At 73.0% G+C, this 15,223-nt stretch carries 15 protein-coding genes and 1 pseudogene; 9 read left to right on the top strand and 7 right to left on the bottom strand.

From position 1 onward, the window contains the following. Positions 1–6 precede the first annotated feature (6 nt). Positions 7–876 (bottom strand): hypothetical protein, encoded by an 870-nt coding sequence (locus tag RNL97_RS26530; RefSeq protein ID WP_279344011.1) that lies wholly within the window; start codon positions 874–876, stop codon positions 7–9. A gap of 360 nt (positions 877–1,236) precedes the next feature. On the opposite strand from RNL97_RS26530, the gene RNL97_RS26525 reads away from it, so the two are divergent. After that, a complete protein-coding gene (locus RNL97_RS26525; RefSeq protein ID WP_243315611.1) occupies positions 1,237–3,747 on the top strand; it encodes a GTPase-associated protein 1-related protein in 2,511 nt (836 codons plus the stop codon). 88 nt (positions 3,748–3,835) lie between these two features. Beyond that, positions 3,836–4,173: pseudogene (locus RNL97_RS26520) on the top strand (MarR family winged helix-turn-helix transcriptional regulator); the annotation flags it as partial. Between the two features lie 9 nt (positions 4,174–4,182). Here RNL97_RS26520 and RNL97_RS26515 read toward each other — a convergent pair. Then, complete coding sequence (locus RNL97_RS26515) at positions 4,183–4,920, bottom strand: dienelactone hydrolase family protein (protein WP_030592739.1); 738 nt, start codon at positions 4,918–4,920, stop codon at positions 4,183–4,185. 398 nt (positions 4,921–5,318) lie between these two features. On the opposite strand from RNL97_RS26515, the gene RNL97_RS26505 reads away from it, so the two are divergent. Further along, the gene (locus tag RNL97_RS26505; RefSeq protein ID WP_030592742.1) at positions 5,319–5,789 is read left to right on the top strand and encodes a hypothetical protein; all 471 of its coding nucleotides are present in this window, start codon (positions 5,319–5,321) and stop codon (positions 5,787–5,789) included. 89 nt (positions 5,790–5,878) lie between these two features. Beyond that, a complete protein-coding gene (locus RNL97_RS26500; protein ID WP_199814264.1) occupies positions 5,879–6,025 on the top strand; it encodes a hypothetical protein in 147 nt (48 codons plus the stop codon). Positions 6,026–6,131: 106 nt separating this feature from the next. On the opposite strand, the gene msrB is transcribed toward RNL97_RS26500, so the two are convergent. From msrB to RNL97_RS26480, 4 genes are all read right to left on the bottom strand, one after another. Further along, positions 6,132–6,539, bottom strand: coding sequence for a peptide-methionine (R)-S-oxide reductase MsrB (gene msrB / locus RNL97_RS26495; RefSeq protein WP_030592745.1), 408 nt, complete (start codon positions 6,537–6,539; stop codon positions 6,132–6,134). A gap of 10 nt (positions 6,540–6,549) precedes the next feature. After that, complete coding sequence (gene murC / locus RNL97_RS26490) at positions 6,550–7,944, bottom strand: UDP-N-acetylmuramate--L-alanine ligase (RefSeq protein WP_030592748.1); 1,395 nt, start codon at positions 7,942–7,944, stop codon at positions 6,550–6,552. 73 nt (positions 7,945–8,017) lie between these two features. Next, positions 8,018–8,470: a hypothetical protein gene (locus RNL97_RS26485; protein ID WP_030592750.1), complete on the bottom strand. Its 453-nt coding sequence runs from the start codon at positions 8,468–8,470 to the stop codon at positions 8,018–8,020. A 162-nt stretch (positions 8,471–8,632) separates the two neighbouring features. Beyond that, positions 8,633–9,421, bottom strand: coding sequence for a pyrimidine reductase family protein (locus RNL97_RS26480; protein WP_313751276.1), 789 nt, complete (start codon positions 9,419–9,421; stop codon positions 8,633–8,635). Between the two features lie 37 nt (positions 9,422–9,458). On the opposite strand from RNL97_RS26480, the gene zapE reads away from it, so the two are divergent. The 4 genes from zapE (at position 9,459) to RNL97_RS26460 (ending at position 13,571) form a co-directional block, all read left to right on the top strand. Continuing rightward, the gene (zapE, locus tag RNL97_RS26475; protein ID WP_313751275.1) at positions 9,459–10,553 is read left to right on the top strand and encodes a cell division protein ZapE; all 1,095 of its coding nucleotides are present in this window, start codon (positions 9,459–9,461) and stop codon (positions 10,551–10,553) included. Positions 10,554–10,641: 88 nt separating this feature from the next. Next, the gene (locus RNL97_RS26470) at positions 10,642–11,067 is read left to right on the top strand and encodes an OsmC family protein (RefSeq protein ID WP_030592755.1); all 426 of its coding nucleotides are present in this window, start codon (positions 10,642–10,644) and stop codon (positions 11,065–11,067) included. 171 nt (positions 11,068–11,238) lie between these two features. Beyond that, on the top strand, positions 11,239–12,612 hold the full coding sequence (locus RNL97_RS26465; protein ID WP_030592757.1) for an alkaline phosphatase PhoX: 1,374 nt from the start codon (positions 11,239–11,241) through the stop codon (positions 12,610–12,612). Between the two features lie 95 nt (positions 12,613–12,707). Continuing rightward, the gene (locus RNL97_RS26460) at positions 12,708–13,571 is read left to right on the top strand and encodes a polysaccharide deacetylase family protein (protein WP_243316464.1); all 864 of its coding nucleotides are present in this window, start codon (positions 12,708–12,710) and stop codon (positions 13,569–13,571) included. A gap of 56 nt (positions 13,572–13,627) precedes the next feature. On the opposite strand, the gene RNL97_RS26455 is transcribed toward RNL97_RS26460, so the two are convergent. Next, positions 13,628–14,302, bottom strand: a complete 675-nt coding sequence (locus RNL97_RS26455; protein ID WP_030592761.1) for an AIM24 family protein — start codon at positions 14,300–14,302, stop codon at positions 13,628–13,630. Positions 14,303–14,373: 71 nt separating this feature from the next. Here RNL97_RS26455 and RNL97_RS26450 point away from each other — a divergent pair, with 71 nt between their 5' ends. Continuing rightward, positions 14,374–15,102: a peptidyl-tRNA hydrolase gene (locus RNL97_RS26450; protein ID WP_243315608.1), complete on the top strand. Its 729-nt coding sequence runs from the start codon at positions 14,374–14,376 to the stop codon at positions 15,100–15,102. Positions 15,103–15,223 lie beyond the last annotated feature (121 nt).

The following is a 15,223-nucleotide window of genomic DNA, read 5'->3' as shown; positions in this document are numbered from 1 at the left end:
CCGGCCTCAGCTCTGCTTCTCGACGGCGGATTCCAGCCGGACCAGCATGGCGGCCTGCGCCTGGACGACCAGGTCGTCGATCTCCTTCTCCGTACGCCCCTTCGCCCCCTTGCCGGTCACGGCGACGGTGAACTGCAGGGTCTGCGCCTGCTGCCAGGCGTAGTGGTGCGGCCCGCCGAGCTCGGAGCTCCGGTACTGCCCCACCTCGCTGAGGGCGTCCTCGGAGTTGGTCTGGGTGGCCTCGCCGCCGAACAGCGCGGCGGCGACCATGGAGCCGATCAGTTCGCCCTCGCGCAGCTGCTGGGTAGGGCAGCGCATGGTCTCCTCGATCGACTCCGCCATCTCCCAGGCCGCGTCCTCGCGGGTGCGGTGCACGGTGACGACGGCGCCGAGGCGCACCGGCCCCTTGCCCGCCTCCGCGGGCACCTCGAACGACCGGGTGAGGGTGGCCAGGACGCTGAAACCGGGCTTCCGCTGCTGCCAGACGCAGTCCTCGCCGAGCACGGGCCAGGTGTCCGGGCCGCTCTCGTACGGGCGCCGCTCGACCACCCCGGGACCGAAGCTGTCGGGGTCGGCGATGACCCGGTCGATGAGGTCCAACGCCGCGGCCCGGGTCCTGGGGAGCCGGGCGGGGTCGGGGTCCAGTGTCTTCGTCGGCTCGGCGGACGGTTCGGCGTCGGTGCTGTCTCCGGAGCCCGGGGCCGCGCTCGACGAGGCGTCGCGCCGCTCCGTCTCCCCGGGCCCGTCCGCCGCACCCGAGCAACCGGCCAGCAGGACGGCGGCCAGGGCGAGGGGCAGCGCGAACCGGCCCCCTCTTGACGGCACGTGACAGGTCACAGCGCTTCCCCCGCTCCTCCTCGGCACCGCATCGATCATAGGTTCGCCGGGCCGCCGTGGTGGAGGTGTCAGAAGACTGTTTCCTCTTCGGGACATGCGCCCGCTCCGCCTCACACGGAGCCGTTTCGGCCGGGCCGGCCGTCTCCGCCATCAAGGCACGGAGGAGCTCGACGAGGACGTCCGGCCGGTCCCGGGAAATGAGCGTGCAACCGTCGGCCGCCTCCACCAGCCGTCCCCGCGGCAGTATGCCCCACGCCCTCGGGCCGGCATCTGACGCAGCGTGGGGGATACCTCCCCGTCCTTGATAACGTCGCCCCCGCGGCTGCGGACTTCTCCCCCGACCCAGCCGTACGGGGTGGGCACGGGGACCGGGCGCGGCAGGACGAAGAGGGCCGACAGATGAGCCTTGCACAGGTGCACTACACCTCCGCCGCGCCGGGGGACGAGGGAACGGCGGGCCGGTTCACGGCGGTCGGTCCCGGGGTGTCCGGGGCCCTGCTGGCGGAGATCGAGCCCTTGGTCCGCTACGAGCTTCCCGACGGCGCTCCCGACCGCCCATCGGACGGCGAACTGCGCTCGCTGCCGCAGTCGTTCACGTACGCCGCCCTCTCCGACGGCAGCCGGCTGGTGTCCCGGTCGGCCCCGGTACGGGCCACCGGGGGCGGCGCGGGCCCGGGCATCCGGTTCCACGCTCACGCGGTCCACCTGCCGCCGGGGGTGCCGCTGCCGGGCGACCGGCTGCCGGTCGAGGCGTGGCGGTCGCCGCACTGGGTGGCGGTGACGCCCGGCGGCGCGATACCGGACCCGCTGGCGCTGTCGCCAGGACCGGCGGCGGTCTCGGAGGGCCTGGACGACTTCGCCGTGTCGCGCGGCCCCTGGCTCGCGGCCGTGCTGGCGGATCTGCGCCGGGCGAGCGAGCCCACGGAGCCCGGCGGGCGGCCGGTGGTGCTGGTGGAGCGGCAGTGCGCGGACGTGGCCCGGTGGCTGGGGCTCGCGTCCGTGACCCTGCCGAGGGAGAGCGCGGAGCGGCTGACGTTCACCACGTACACGCGGCGGCCGGAGAGTTCGGCGGTGCGGGTGGCGGGGGTGCTGCCCGAGGACGCGGAGGCGGCCCGGGCGGCGGGCCTGCGGGTGCATGTCTGTGCGGAGCGGCCTCCGTCGGGCGGTAGTACGGACGACGCGTGGGCGGCGACGGCGGCGCGGGTGTGGCGGAGCCGGTCGCCGGAGCTGTTCCGGGAGGCGCGGGAACTGCCCGGGGAGCCCTTTGCCCCAGGCCCGTTGGCGGTGACGGCCCTGTGCGCGGGGATCGCGCTCGGGCCGGACGAGCGTGCGGCGGCGGCCGGTTGGGCGGCGGACCGGCCGTACGCCTTGGACGCCAAACGCACGGGCCGGCTGGTCGAGGCCCTCGCGTCCCCGGGCGTCGACGACCGCACGGGCCCCGAATTCGACGCGGTGGGAAGGCTGTTCGGTGCGCTGGAGGGCCGCTGCCCCGCAGCGGTGACCGCTCCGCTCGCGGCGATGCTGGTGACGGAGGCGGTACGCGGCGGCAACGGCTCGCTGGAACTGCCGCGCCGGGACGCGTTCGTGGGGCCGGAGGGCGCGGCGGTCGCGGAGCGGCTCGCCCCGGAGATCCTCACCGAGCTGGGCGACACGGCCGGGTCCCGCTCGGTGGCGCGAACCGTACAACTGCTGCGGGTGGCACGGCTGCTGGGCGTGGACGGTACGGATTCGCTGCCGGGCGTCATCGACCGCCTGGCGCCGGCCCTGCTGACGGAGGCGGCGGCACAGGATGAGGAAGGGACGGGAGCCGCGGGCGCGCCGGACTTCGCCCCGACCCTGCTGGAGCTGCTGGACGAGCAGTTCGAGGTGAGGACGGCGTTGCTGGGCGCGCTGGACCGGCTCGCCCCCCGGGACCCCGGGGCGGTGGCCCGGTTCCTGGAGCGGGTGGCGCTGCCGTTCACGGGGACGCAGGCGTTGCCGCACTTGCGGATGTGCGCCGAGCTGCCGGGGGCGATGGCGACGCTGGGCGGGGACCGGGCGGCGGTGTGGCACCGGGTGCTGCGGGCGGCCGGCCTCTCCCCTTTCGCCGAGCCGCTGGTCCTGCGCACGGCGGTGGGCCTGGTCTGGGCGGACCGGGCCCCGACGATCGAGGAGGCCCGCCTCCTGCTGGACGCGGCCACGTCGGACTCCCACCGCGCGGCCGGTACGTGGGCCCGCCTGGTCGACGCGGCACTGGGCGCGTCCGCCGCAGAGCCGTCCGCCACCGGAACGCCCTCCACCGCCTCGTCCGCCGCGAGCACGGATGAGGCGGCCTCCCTCGCCCACGACCTCCTGCGCGGCTTCCCCCGGGAGATCGGCGGCCGGGCGCGGGCGGGCCTCCTGCTGCTGGACCTGGTCCGCGAACTGCGCACGGGCGCACCGGAACCCGGCTGGGCGGAGAGGGTCCGCACCCTGTGCGCGCAGGCGGAACCGGTCGACCCGGCACTCAGGGAGCGGGCCCACGCGGCCCTGGTGGAACGGCTGCTGGCCCCGGACCGCCCGGGCGCCGAGCTGTACGACTTCGTCCACAGCGACGACGCGGAGCTGATCGCCGCGTACGACCGCACCGCCCGGACGGAGACGGTACGGACCCGGCTGCGCGCCCAGCCCGCCTACGCGGCGGACTGCTTCACCGTCTGGACGGCCCACCCGCACGCGGGCGAGACCTGGCCCCCGGTGGCCGCCGCCCTCCTCGACGAGGTCCTGCGCCCGGCCGTCCGCGCCATGTCGGCCGAGGACGTCGCGGAGGTCGAGGCGACGGTGGGCCGCACGGGCAGCAGCGGCCGGGCGGACGCCTTCCGCACCTGGAACCGTTCGAGCACGCTGGGCCGCCTGGGCCGGCGGATCGCGGGGCGGGTGCGGCGGGGGTGAACCCCCGGTGGAGAAGCGCCCGGCTTCCGCCCCGGTCCGGGCCCCCGCCATCCGTGCGCGTGTCCAACCGGCCCGTCAGGCGCGGTCGTGGAGCGTGACGCACTACTCCTGCCTGGAACTGCTGGCGGGGCGGCCGGGCATGTCGAACTCCGAGCTCGCGCGGGGCGCCTTCGTGACGCGCCCGTCGATGAACGTGCTGCTCCAGTCCCTGGAGCGGGACGGCTACGTGACCAGGCCCGCCGAGGCGGCCGTCGGGAAGGTCCTCCCCGCGCGGCTCACGCCTCGCGGACGACAGAGCCCGGAGGAGGCGTCCGCGGCGTCCGGTCCGTGGAGGCCAGGATGCCGGCCGGTATGACCGGGCCCGAGCGGGAGGGCGCGTTCCGGGCCCTCCCGAGCATGATCCATTCGCTGCGCGGCCGCGCGTAGTCCACCTGGTCATGCCCCCGGCTCGTCGGCCACGGGCAGGCACTCGGCGAGCAGGTCGACGATGTCGCGCCAGGCGCGCCGCGCGTGCCGGGGGTGGTAGCCGACGCCGGGGACCGTGGGGTGGTCGACCGTCGGGTGGTGGAAGGCGTGCAGGGCGCCGCCGTAGACCGTGAGGCGCCAGTCGACGCCTGCGGCCTGCATCTCGGCGGTGAACGCGTTCCGTTGCGCGGGCGGCATGATCGGGTCCTCCGAACCGACCCCGGCCCACACCGGGCAGCGGATGTGCGCGGCTTCGCCCGGTCGGCCCGTGGTCGTTGCGTTGACTGTCCCGATCGCGCGCAGGTCGACGCCGTCGCGCCCGAGTTCCAGCCCGATGGCGCCCCCGGTGCCGTAGCCGACGGCGGCGATCCGGTCGGGGTCGGTCCGCGGTTCGGCGCGCAGCACGTCGAGAGCCGCATGGCCGATGCCCCGCATCCGGTCGGGATCAGCGAGCAGCGGCAGGCAGCGGGCCAGCATCTCCTCGGGGTCACCCAAGTAGCGCCCGCCGTGCAGGTCGAAGGCCAGCGCAACGTATCCCAGCTCGGCGAGAGCAACGGCCCGGCGGCGCTCGACGTCGCTGAGCCCCATGCCCTCGGGGCCGAGCAGCACCGCGGGCCGCCGGCCGTCACCGGCCGGGAGCGCGAGGTACCCGATCATCGTCAAACCGTCGGCCGGGTACTGGACCGTACGCGTCGTCATCGCCGCCATCGCCGTCATGGGACGGCACTGTAGTGAGCGTCGGGCTTGGTCCGGCCGGAGTTCTGCCCCTGGCAGAAGCCTGACCGGCCACGTTCAGGTGCGCGCCGGCCGTTCCTCAGTACAGCAGGTCCGGCTCGGCCCGGACCGTCTTGCCCGGGTTGCGGTCGAGAACCGCCCAGCGGTCCGCCGGGGCCTCCACGCGGGATGCGGGCGAGGGGGAATCCGGCGTCGTCATGACCCGAACCTCTCGCACCACCCGGCCCGGGCACGTCGCGCCGCCCGACGATCCGCCTCCGCCGCACGGGGGAGGCGGGGGCGTGCGGGCCGGGCCGGTACCGTAATGGGAGATCCGTACGACTCGTGAGCCTCCTGACGGGCTGCGTGAACCCAGGAGGACATCCGCCAGCATGACGACCAACCGTGGACGCAAGGACGTCATCCGCGACCGGATGGCCGCCACCGGCGAGTCGTACAACGTCGCCGCCCGCAACCTCAAGGCCATGAAGGACACCGCCGCCACCCGCGACGCCGTCCTCGTGCAGCGCTGGACGCCCGCCGACTCCTTCGACGTGCCCTGCCCCTGCGGCGGGACCTGCGAGCCGGGCGAGACCTGCGAGCACTGCCACGCCCGCCACCGCCATGTGAAGCGCTACCCCGGCTCCACCACCGAGGTCGAGACCTGGGCCGACCGCTACGAGTGCACCGGCTGCTCCTCCTCGTACACCCTGACCGTCCACCTGACCGGTCGGCCCTGGGGCGTCGCCGAGACCGTCGTCCGGGGCGGGTCGGGCGAGGAGGTCGTGCAGGCGACCGTCTTCCCCGGGGTGATCCACCCCCTGCTGCGGTCGGAGGCAGCCGAGGACCCCGGCCAGGAGTGAGGCGCCCCACGGTGAAGACGCCGGCCACCGCGGGCGTGCGGTCGGGCGTTTGCGGGGTAGGCGAGAGGCAGACCCCACTAGGAGGAACCATGTCCCGCCTGATCGCCCGCATCACCCGGTTCACCCGCAGCCCCCAGGGCCGGCGGACCATCGAGTCCGCCCGGCGCGCCGCGGCCGACCCCCGCAAGCGCGCCCAGGCTCGCAGCCTGTTCGGGCGGCTGCGCGGACGCCGGTGACATCGGCGCTCCGGCAGCCGGCCGGAGCGGTGCCGGGAAGCGTACGCAGAAGATGCCCGCACAGGTCTCCCCGTGCGGGCATCTTCGCGTTCCTTCGGCGTCCGGCTCAGCTCTCGTCGGGCGCCAGGGTCAGCGAGATCGAGTTGATGCAGTAACGCTGGTCCGTCGGGGTGGGGTAGCCCTCCCCCTCGAAGACGTGGCCCAGGTGCGAGCCGCAGCGGGCGCAGCGCACCTCGGTGCGGACCATGCCGTGGCTGCGGTCCTCGATCAGCTCGACCGCGTCGGTGTCCTTCGGGTCGTAGAAGGACGGCCAGCCGCAGTGCGACTCGAACTTGGTGTCGGAGCGGAACAGCTCCGCCCCACAGGCCCGGCAGGAGTAGACGCCCGCCGTCTTGGTGTCCGTGTACTCACCGCGGAAAGCGGGCTCGGTGCCGGCCTGGCGCAGCACCGCGTACTCGGCGGGGGTCAGCTCTTCCCGCCACTGCTCGTCCGGCTTCTCGACGTCGTACGGCACGGCTCGCTCCTCAGCTCGACAGGTGGTCCAGGATGCGCGGGCCGAGGTCGGTGACATCGCCCGCTCCCATGGTGAGAACGAGATCGCCGGGCTTCGCCATTCCCGCGATCGCGGCGGGTACGTCGGCCTGGTCGTGGACGGCGGTGACCTCGGCGTCCGCCGCCTTCGCCGCGTCGATGATCAGGGCGCTGGTGATGCCGGGGATCGGGTCCTCGCGGGCCGGGTAGATGTCCAGGACCACGGAGGCGTCGGCCAGGGCGAGGGCCTGGCCCATCTCGGTGCCCAGCTCCTGCGTACGGGAGAACAGGTGCGGCTGGAAGACGACCAGGATGCGGGAGCCGGCGGCCGCGCCGCGCATGGCCTCCAGGTCGGCGGTCATCTCGGTCGGGTGGTGCGCGTACGAGTCGATGACCTGCACGCCCGCCGCCTCGCCCTTGAGCTGGAGGCGGCGCTTGACCCCGGTGTAGCTGCCGAGGGCGGAGGCCAGGTTGTGCGCCGGGATACCGAGGGCGACCCCGGCGGCGAGCGCGGCGACCGCGTTGTGGGCGTAGTGGGCGCCGGGGACCGAGACGGTGAAGGTGAGGAACTTCCCGTTCAGCAGGACCGTGACCTCGCTGGTCAGGCCGCGCGGGGTGACCTTGTGGACGCGTACGTCGGCGTGCTCGGCGGAGCCGTAGGTGACGACCTTGAGGTCGGAGAGGTCGCGGACCCGGCGGGTCAGCTCGACCGCGCCGGGCTGGTCGGCGGAGATGACGAGGGTGCCGCCGGGGACGATCTTGCCGACGAAGGTCTCGAAGGAGTCGTAGATCTCGTCCATCGAGGCGTAGTTCGCGTGGTGGTCCAGCTCGACGTTGAGGACGATCGCGACCTCGGGATCGTACTTCTGGAAGCTGCGGTCGCTCTCGTCCGCCTCCGCGACGAAGATGTCCCCTTCGCCGTGCGTGGCGTTGGTGCCCGGGCCCTCCAGGTCGCCGCCGATGGCGTACGAGGGGGCCAGGCTCAGCGAGGAGAGGGCGACGGCCAGCATGGAGGTGGTGGTGGTCTTGCCGTGCGTGCCCGCCACCGCGATGGCCCGCAGGCCGTTCATCAGGGAGGCCAGGGCGTCCGAGCGGTGGACGACGGGAACGGCCAGTTCGTTCGCCCGCAGCAGCTCCGGGTTGTCGGCGCGGATGGCGCTGGAGACGACCACGCAGGAGGCGTCCTCGGCCAGGTGACCGGCCTCGTGCCCGATGTGCACGGTCGCCCCCAGCGCCCGCAGTGATTCGGCGGTGGCGGACTCCTTGGCGTCGCTGCCCGCCACCTCCGCGCCCCGCTGGGCGAGGATCTTCGCGATGCCCGACATTCCGGCGCCGCCGATGCCGATGAAGTGGGGTCGTTCCATGGCGGCGGGAATGCCGGGTGCCATCTGTACTCCTGCGGTCGTGGTTCGGGTTCCGAGTGGGGCGGCCGAGGGCCAGCCCGGACCGCGCGGCTTCAGCCTATTCGCTGTGCGCGAAGAGCTTGAGCACCGGGACGCCGACCTTGTGGCGGGCCCGGGAGGCCCAGTCGCGGTGGAAGAACTCCTCCACGTAGTGCGGGGCCGTCAGAACGATGACCTCGTCCGCGCCCGCCTCCTCGACGACGGTCGTCAAGGTGTCCAGAGGGTGGTCCTCGATCACCTGTCCGACGGCTTCGGAGCCCGCCTGGCGCAGGGCCCGCAGGGAGTACTCCAGACCGATCTCGGCGGGTTCACGGGCCTCGCTGCCCTCCGGCTCCTCCCCTTCGCGCACCGCTTCCTTCAGCTCCCCCATCGCCACGTCGTCGATCGCGCGCAGCAGGACATCGGCCTGGTCACCGCGCGGCTGCAACAGAACGACGAACGAGATCCGCTCCTCGCCGTGGAGCGTGGTGACGAAGTCCACGTCCTCGGGAGTGAGCGGCTTCTCGATCATCAAAACGCTTGTGAACACGACAGGCGCCTTTCCGCTTCTTCGTCTCGTCGACCGCCGGCTCGACCGTCGACGGTCGTTTGCTGAAACCATCCTTCCCCGCGCTTCCACGGGGTTGCAGGGGTAAGTGTGCCCACCCGGAGCTAAGCGGAACGATAAATTCCGCTAACTGTCGGTCCGACGGTACCGAGAGAAGAGAAAACCGGCTTCTTCCAGCATCGATGCCAGGAAGAAACGTTCCGGCACGGCGACGCCGGGACCCCCGGCGATGCGCTGAGCGTCACCCGCGGTGAGCATCGGGGAGAGCGTCAGGCAGAGCTCGTCCAGCGCGCCGGCCGCCACGAACTGGCCGAGCAGCCGGGGCCCGCCCTCGGTGAGCTGGCGGCGCAGCCCCCGGGCGGCCAGCTCGCGCACCACCCGGGCCGGGTCCACCCGGGTCCCGTCGCCCGCGACCACCACCTCCGCGCCCGCCCTCCGGGCCGCCTCGATCCGGTCGGCGGGGGCTCCGGCGCCGGTCACCACGAGGGTCGGGACGAGCGGCTCGGTGAACAGCGGCAGCGAGAAGTCCAGGTCCAGGGAGCCGGTCACCACCGCGACGGCGGGCGCGGGGCCCTGCCCGGCGGCCGCCCGGCGCTCGGCGAACGCCTCGCGGGCGCGGGCCGGACGGTACCCCTCCAGGCGTACGGTCTCGGCCCCGGCGATCACCACGTCGGCCAGGCCCCGCAGGGTGCCGAAGATCCGCATGTCGGCGGCGCAGGAGATGGGCTGCGAGCGGCCGTCGTGCTGAGCGGCCCCGTCGAGGGTGGAGACCATGTTGGCGCGCAGCCACGGGGTCCCGTCGGGGAGGCCGGCGGGGTAGGCGTACGCCTCCGCCAGCTCGTCGAGGCTCCACTCGCGGTCGGGGGCGGCGGCACCCGTCGTTGTCAGGTCCGTCACAGGGAACAGGCTTCGCATGGGTTGCAGTCTGGCACGGGCCTTAGGGTGGAGAGTTGTGTCGTCATCCACCGCGTTTCCGGGGCAGAGCCCCCTTGCCGAAACGGCCCCGCTGTCCCTGTGCGCCCGCGAGCCGCACGTCCCCGCCGACCGCCTGGTCGCCGAGATGGTGCCGCCGCCTCGCTTCGATTCGGTGCGCTTCGACACGTACGTACCCGACCCGAACCAGCCCAGCCAGAGCGAGGCGGTCACGGTCCTGGCGGGGTTCGCCGCCGGACTCGGCGGGGCGCACGCCACGGGTTCCGGCCGCCGCAAGTGGTTCGGGAGCAAGAAGCCGGCCGCGCCGACCGGGCCGCGCGGGGTGTACCTCGACGGCGGCTACGGCGTCGGCAAGACCCACCTGCTGGCCTCCCTCTGGCACGCCACGCCCGCCGAGCCGTCGCTGAAGGCGTTCGGCACCTTCGTGGAGCTGACCAACCTGGTGGGCGCGCTGGGCTTCCAGCAGACCGTGCGGACCCTCAGCGGTCACCAGCTCCTGTGCATCGACGAATTCGAGCTGGACGACCCGGGCGACACCGTGCTGGTGTCCTCGTTGCTCAGCCGGCTCGTGGAGTCGGGGGTGGCGCTGGCCGCGACCTCGAACACGCTGCCGGGCAAGCTCGGCGAGGGCCGGTTCGCCGCGGCCGACTTCCTGCGCGAGATCCAGGGCCTGTCCGCGCACTTCCGCCCGCTGCGCATCGACGGCGAGGACTACCGGCACCGCGGTCTGCCCGAGGCCCCGCCGCCGTACAGCGACGAGCAGGTGACCCGGGCCGCGTACGCCACGCCGGCCGCGTCGCTGGACGACTTCCCGGGGCTCCTGGACCACCTGGCGAAGGTGCACCCGAGCCGGTACGGCGCGCTCACCGACGAGCTGGGCGCGGTCTGCCTGACCGGGGTGACGCCGGTGCCCGACCAGTCGACGGCGTTGCGCCTGGTGGTGCTGGCCGACCGGCTGTACGACCGGGAGGTTCCGGTGCTCGCCTCCGGCATGCCGTTCGACAAGCTGTTCAGCGACGAGATGCTGAACGGCGGGTACCGGAAGAAGTACTTCCGGGCGATCTCCCGGCTGACGGCGCTGGCGCGTGACGCGAAGGGACTGGTGGCGCAGTAGGTTCGGGGGTGGCACCGGGTGCCCGTTCGACGGCGCACCCGTGACTCCACTTCCGTACAACCGCGCACACCGTTCGAAGGGATCCAGCATGGCTACCACGCGTCAGGCGCACACGGTCTGGGAAGGCAACCTGATCGAGGGCAAGGGGGTCGTCACCTTCGACTCCTCCGGCATCGGTGAGTACGACGTCTCCTGGCCGTCCCGCTCCGAAGCGGCGAACGGCAAGACCAGCCCGGAGGAGCTGATCGCCGCCGCGCACTCCAGCTGCTTCTCGATGGCGCTCTCGCACGGGCTGGCCGGGGCGGGCACCCCGCCCACCAAGCTGGAGACCAAGGCCGATGTCACCTTCCAGCCCGGCACGGGTATCACCGGAATCCACCTCACGGTCGCGGGCACGGTCCCCGGCATCGACGAGGCGGACTTCGTGAAGGCGGCCGAGGACGCCAAGGCGAACTGCCCGGTCAGCCAGGCGCTGACGGGCACGACGATCACGCTGTCGGCCTCGCTGGCCTGACCGGTCGGGGCCTGTCGGCTTCACCGGTCCGGCCGGCCGTGGACGGCCCTCTCCGTCCGGGCCGTCCCAGCAGCAACACAGGGCGCGGGGGCGCGCATGGTTCCCCCGCGCCTCTGTGCGTGCTACACACGTGCGGGTCACTTCACCTGTCCGCCAACAGGGAGTCACCTCATGTCAACCGCACCCCGCTCCACCGCAACGCGACGCCAGGTCCTGGCAGGCAGCGGCGCAGCCGCCGCGATCGCCTTCACAGGGGCCTTCTCCGAGCTCTTCGCGGGCACGGCAGCCGCGCGCGGCCACAACGGTTACGGCCCCCTCGTCCCCGATCCGGACGGTCTGCTCGACCTGCCGAAAGGATTCCGCTACCGGGTGCTGTCCCGGGAGGGCGAGCCGCTGCGCTCCGGCGAGGGCCCGGTGCCGAGCAACCACGACGGCATGGCGGCCCTGCGGGGCCGCAACGGGCGGATCCACCTGGTCCGCAATCACGAGAACCGGCACACGGCCGAGATCGGCGTGCCGACGGTCGAGGGACTGACGTACGACCCGGCGGCCAAGGGCGGTTGTACGTCGCTGGAGCTGGACGGCCGCAACAAGGTGCTCGGCGAGCGGGTCGCCATCGCGGGTACGGCGGTCAACTGCGCGGGCGGGCCCACCCCCTGGCGCACCTGGCTGACCTGCGAGGAGAACGAGGACAAGGCCGGGACCAACGGCTACACGAAGGACCACGGCTTCATCTTCGAGGTGGACGGCGCCGATCCGCGCCGCACCGGGGCCGTCCCGCTGACCGCGATGGGCCGGTTCCAGCACGAGGCGATCGCCGTCGACCCGAAGTCCGGGATCGTGTACGAGACCGAGGACGCGTTCGAGAAGCCGTTCGGGCTCTTCTACCGCTTCCTCCCCGAGAAGCCGCTCGGCGGCACCGGCTCGCTCCGGGCGGGCGGGGAGCTGGAGGCGATGCGGGTCCCGGGCGTGCCCGACCTCTCGGTCGTCCAGGAGACGGGGACCAGCTTCGACCGGATCGAGTGGGTCCCCGTACCGGATCCACTGGCGGCCGAGACCCCGATCCGGCTCCAGGACTTCGGGCCGAAGGGGATCACGCACGCGCAGAAGCTGGAAGGCTGCTACTGGGGCGGCTCCTCGGTCTACTTCGTCTCCAGCTTCGCCCACCGCGACGAGGGCTCGGCGGCCGACCACTTCGGGCAGGTGTGGCGCTACGAGCCGAAGAAGCGACGGCTCACCCTGGTGGTGGTCTTCGGCCCGGACACCGACATCCAGCTGCCCGGCGAGTCCCCCGACAACATCTGCCTGGCGGCCGACGGCGGGCTGATGGTCTGCGAGGACGGCGGCGGCGCGCAGCACGTGCTCGGGGTGACCCGGCGCGGCGAGGTGTACGCGATGGCGCGCGGGCGGCAGAACATCGGGACGCCCGAGGAGCCGGAGTGGGGCGAGTTCGCGGGGGTCACGTTCTCGCCCGACGGCTCGACGATGTACGTGAACTGCTACACGCCGGGGACGACGTTCGCGGTGACGGGGCCGTGGTGCTGAGCTAGCGGCGGCACTCGGCCGGACACCGGAGCGCCATCGACCAATATAACCGTATTGTCGTATATTTTCCGTGAGTGATCACTGCTGCGCGGAAGATGCGGAAGACGACGGTTCTGGCGGTCGCGGGTGTGCTGACCGGCACCGCCCTGACCGGGTGCGGGGGTGCGACCCCCGCACCCGCTCCCCCACCGCCCCCCGCCGCTTCGGCGTCCCCCACCCCGAAGAAGCCGCCGACGATGGCCCCCGGCCCGGCGGGCCGCACCCCGGTCTTCGAACGGAGAACGGCGGGAGGGGGCCGGGGCGCGGGCGGCGGCCCGCCGGAGAAGGTCGTGGCGCTCACGTTCGACGCCGACATGACGGCCGACCAGGGCCCCCGGGCCGCCTCCGGGGAGCGGTTCGACAATCCGGAGCTGGTCGCGCTGCTGCGCCGGCTGAAGGTGCCCTCGACGGTATTCATGACCGGCCGCTGGGCCGAGGAGTACCCGGCCCAGGCAAAGGCCATCGGCACCGACCCCCTGTTCGAGGTCGCCAACCACTCCTACAGCCACCACGCGTTCAGCTCGCCCTGCTACGGGCTGCCGGTGGTCGGCAAGAACACGATGACCCGGGACGTCGAACGCGCCTTCACCGCGTTCCGGAAGGCGGGGGTGCGGAATGTGGTCCCGTACTTCCGCTTCCCCGGCGGCTGTTACGACGACACGGCCCTGCGCGCCCTGGCCCCGGCGAACGTGACGGCCGTGCAGTGGGACGTGGTCAGCGGCGACGCCTTCGCGACGGACCCGGACGCGGTCGCCGAGCAGGTGCTGGACGGGGTCCGGCCGGGCTCACTCGTGGTGATGCACTGCACCCGCAGCGCGGCCCCGGCCACCGAGGCGGCGGTACGCCGGATCGTTCCAAAGCTGCGCGAGCGCGGGTACCGCTTCGTGAAGGTGTCGGAGCTGATGGAGGACAGCGCCTGAGTCCGGGCCGGGGCGGCCGTCAGCCGGAGCAGGCCGTGCGGCCCGCGGGTCCAGGCTCAGTTGGAGGTCTTCTCGGGCCTGGCCTCGCTCGGGCGGACGATGACGAAGCCCTCGCCCTGGAGCATCAGCTGGACGGCCTCGCCGGAGCCGCCGCGGACCATCGAGCCCACGCTCTGGGAACGGTTCAGGGTGGTCGTGAGCTGCTGGCTCCAGCCGACGACCGCGTCCGTGTCCACGTACACCGGCTGGGCTGCCGTCACGGGGATCACGATCGGGGTGCCCTCGCACATCAGACCGAGCTTGCCGTAGCCCGTGAAGACGCTGTTGAAGAGGCCGCCGCCGACCATTCCGGCGCCCTTCACGGTCTTGATCTCGTAGGAGAGCGTGGGGTCGAAGCAGAGGACGTTGCGGCCGTTGATGGTGAGGGAGTCGCCCTGGTCCAGCTCCACGATGAAGCAGTTCGCCGCCTCGTGCGCGAACCATGCCTCGCCCTGGCCCCGGACGGCCATCAGCGCGAGGCCCTCGCCGGTGACGGCCCGCTTGAGCATGCCGCCGATGCCCTGGCCCTTGCGCTCGAACTGGAGGTTGCCGCGGAAGGCGATCATCGAGCCCTGCCGGGCGTGCATCTCCCCGTTGACGGCGTACTTGATCGACTTGGCGTTCTGCAGGGTCATACCGGGGGCGGTGGCCGGCTGGGCCAGGTGCTCGCCGGAAAAGAGTTCGCTCTTCATGCGGAGCATCCTCACCCGGACCCCTTCGTTCCGCCAAGCAGGTGACCTCGTCCGCCTGGCAGACTGGGACGGTGACCAGCCATGACACCCCCTCCCCCGCCCCCGGGAACCCGTTCCGCAGCGGCCCGGCCGACCGCGACCAGGCGCCGCAGTTCGTGCTGCCCCTGGTGCTGCACCTGGAGAAGACGGACCCGCCCGCCCGCACCGACGCACTGCGGGCCGCCGCCCGGGCGGTGCTGACGATCCTCTCCGACGAGCGGTCCCTCGGCGACGGGGAGTGGGCGGCGGCCGTGCGGGACTGGCAGGACGCCCGGATCCGCAAGGTCGTGCGCCGGGCGCGGGGTGCGGAGTGGCGCAAGGCTGCGGCGCTCGACGGCATCACGGTGACGGGCGAGGACGGCGCGGAGGTACGGGTGTTCCCGCCGATCCCGCTGGACGGCTGGCCCAAGGAGCTGGCCAAGCTCCAGGTGTCGGGCACCGACCTGGACGACCCCGAGCCGCCCGCCGCGCCCGACCTCTCGGGCCCGGTCCTGTGGCTGAACCCGGATGTCGACATGTCGGCGGGAAAGGCGATGGCCCAGGCCGGGCACGGGGCGCAGCTCGCCTGGTGGGAGCTGTCCGACACCGAGCGCAAGACCTGGCGCGAGGCCGGGTTCCCGCTCGCCGTGGCCACCCCCGGGGCGGAGCGCTGGCGGGAGCTGACGGCGAGCGGGCTGCCGGTGGTGCGCGACGCGGGGTTCACCGAGATCGCGCCGGGCTCCTGCACGGTGATCGCCGACCACCCGGCGCTGCGCCGCTGAACGTTTCTGGTTCCTCTTGCGTATCTCCCGGTACTGCTCTATCGGCATTACCGCCAAGTAGCCTGCACAGCCAGTCGATTGGCGGTTGATTGACGCCTGTTCGATCGACGCTGTCACGCCT

Origin of the sequence: Streptomyces parvus (assembly GCF_032121415.1) — a bacterium.
GTDB lineage: Bacteria > Actinomycetota > Actinomycetes > Streptomycetales > Streptomycetaceae > Streptomyces > Streptomyces globisporus_A.
The sequence above is the reverse complement of the archived record's forward strand: the minus strand, read 5'-3'. Positions and strand labels throughout refer to the sequence as shown.

Coding starts and splice junctions, on each gene's coding strand:
- RNL97_RS26515 (WP_030592739.1), bottom strand. CDS start 4,920: ATGGCGGCGATGACGACGCGTACGGTCCAGTACCCGGCCGACGGTTTG.
- RNL97_RS26455 (WP_030592761.1), bottom strand. CDS start 14,302: ATGAAGAGCGAACTCTTTTCCGGCGAGCACCTGGCCCAGCCGGCCACC.
- RNL97_RS26485 (WP_030592750.1), bottom strand. CDS start 8,470: ATGATCGAGAAGCCGCTCACTCCCGAGGACGTGGACTTCGTCACCACG.
- murC (WP_030592748.1), bottom strand. CDS start 7,944: ATGGCACCCGGCATTCCCGCCGCCATGGAACGACCCCACTTCATCGGC.
- RNL97_RS26480 (WP_313751276.1), bottom strand. CDS start 9,421: ATGCGAAGCCTGTTCCCTGTGACGGACCTGACAACGACGGGTGCCGCC.
- RNL97_RS26465 (WP_030592757.1), top strand. CDS start 11,239: ATGTCAACCGCACCCCGCTCCACCGCAACGCGACGCCAGGTCCTGGCA.
- RNL97_RS26530 (WP_279344011.1), bottom strand. CDS start 876: ATGATCGATGCGGTGCCGAGGAGGAGCGGGGGAAGCGCTGTGACCTGT.
- RNL97_RS26500 (WP_199814264.1), top strand. CDS start 5,879: ATGTCCCGCCTGATCGCCCGCATCACCCGGTTCACCCGCAGCCCCCAG.
- RNL97_RS26525 (WP_243315611.1), top strand. CDS start 1,237: ATGAGCCTTGCACAGGTGCACTACACCTCCGCCGCGCCGGGGGACGAG.
- RNL97_RS26505 (WP_030592742.1), top strand. CDS start 5,319: ATGACGACCAACCGTGGACGCAAGGACGTCATCCGCGACCGGATGGCC.
- RNL97_RS26470 (WP_030592755.1), top strand. CDS start 10,642: ATGGCTACCACGCGTCAGGCGCACACGGTCTGGGAAGGCAACCTGATC.
- RNL97_RS26460 (WP_243316464.1), top strand. CDS start 12,708: ATGCGGAAGACGACGGTTCTGGCGGTCGCGGGTGTGCTGACCGGCACC.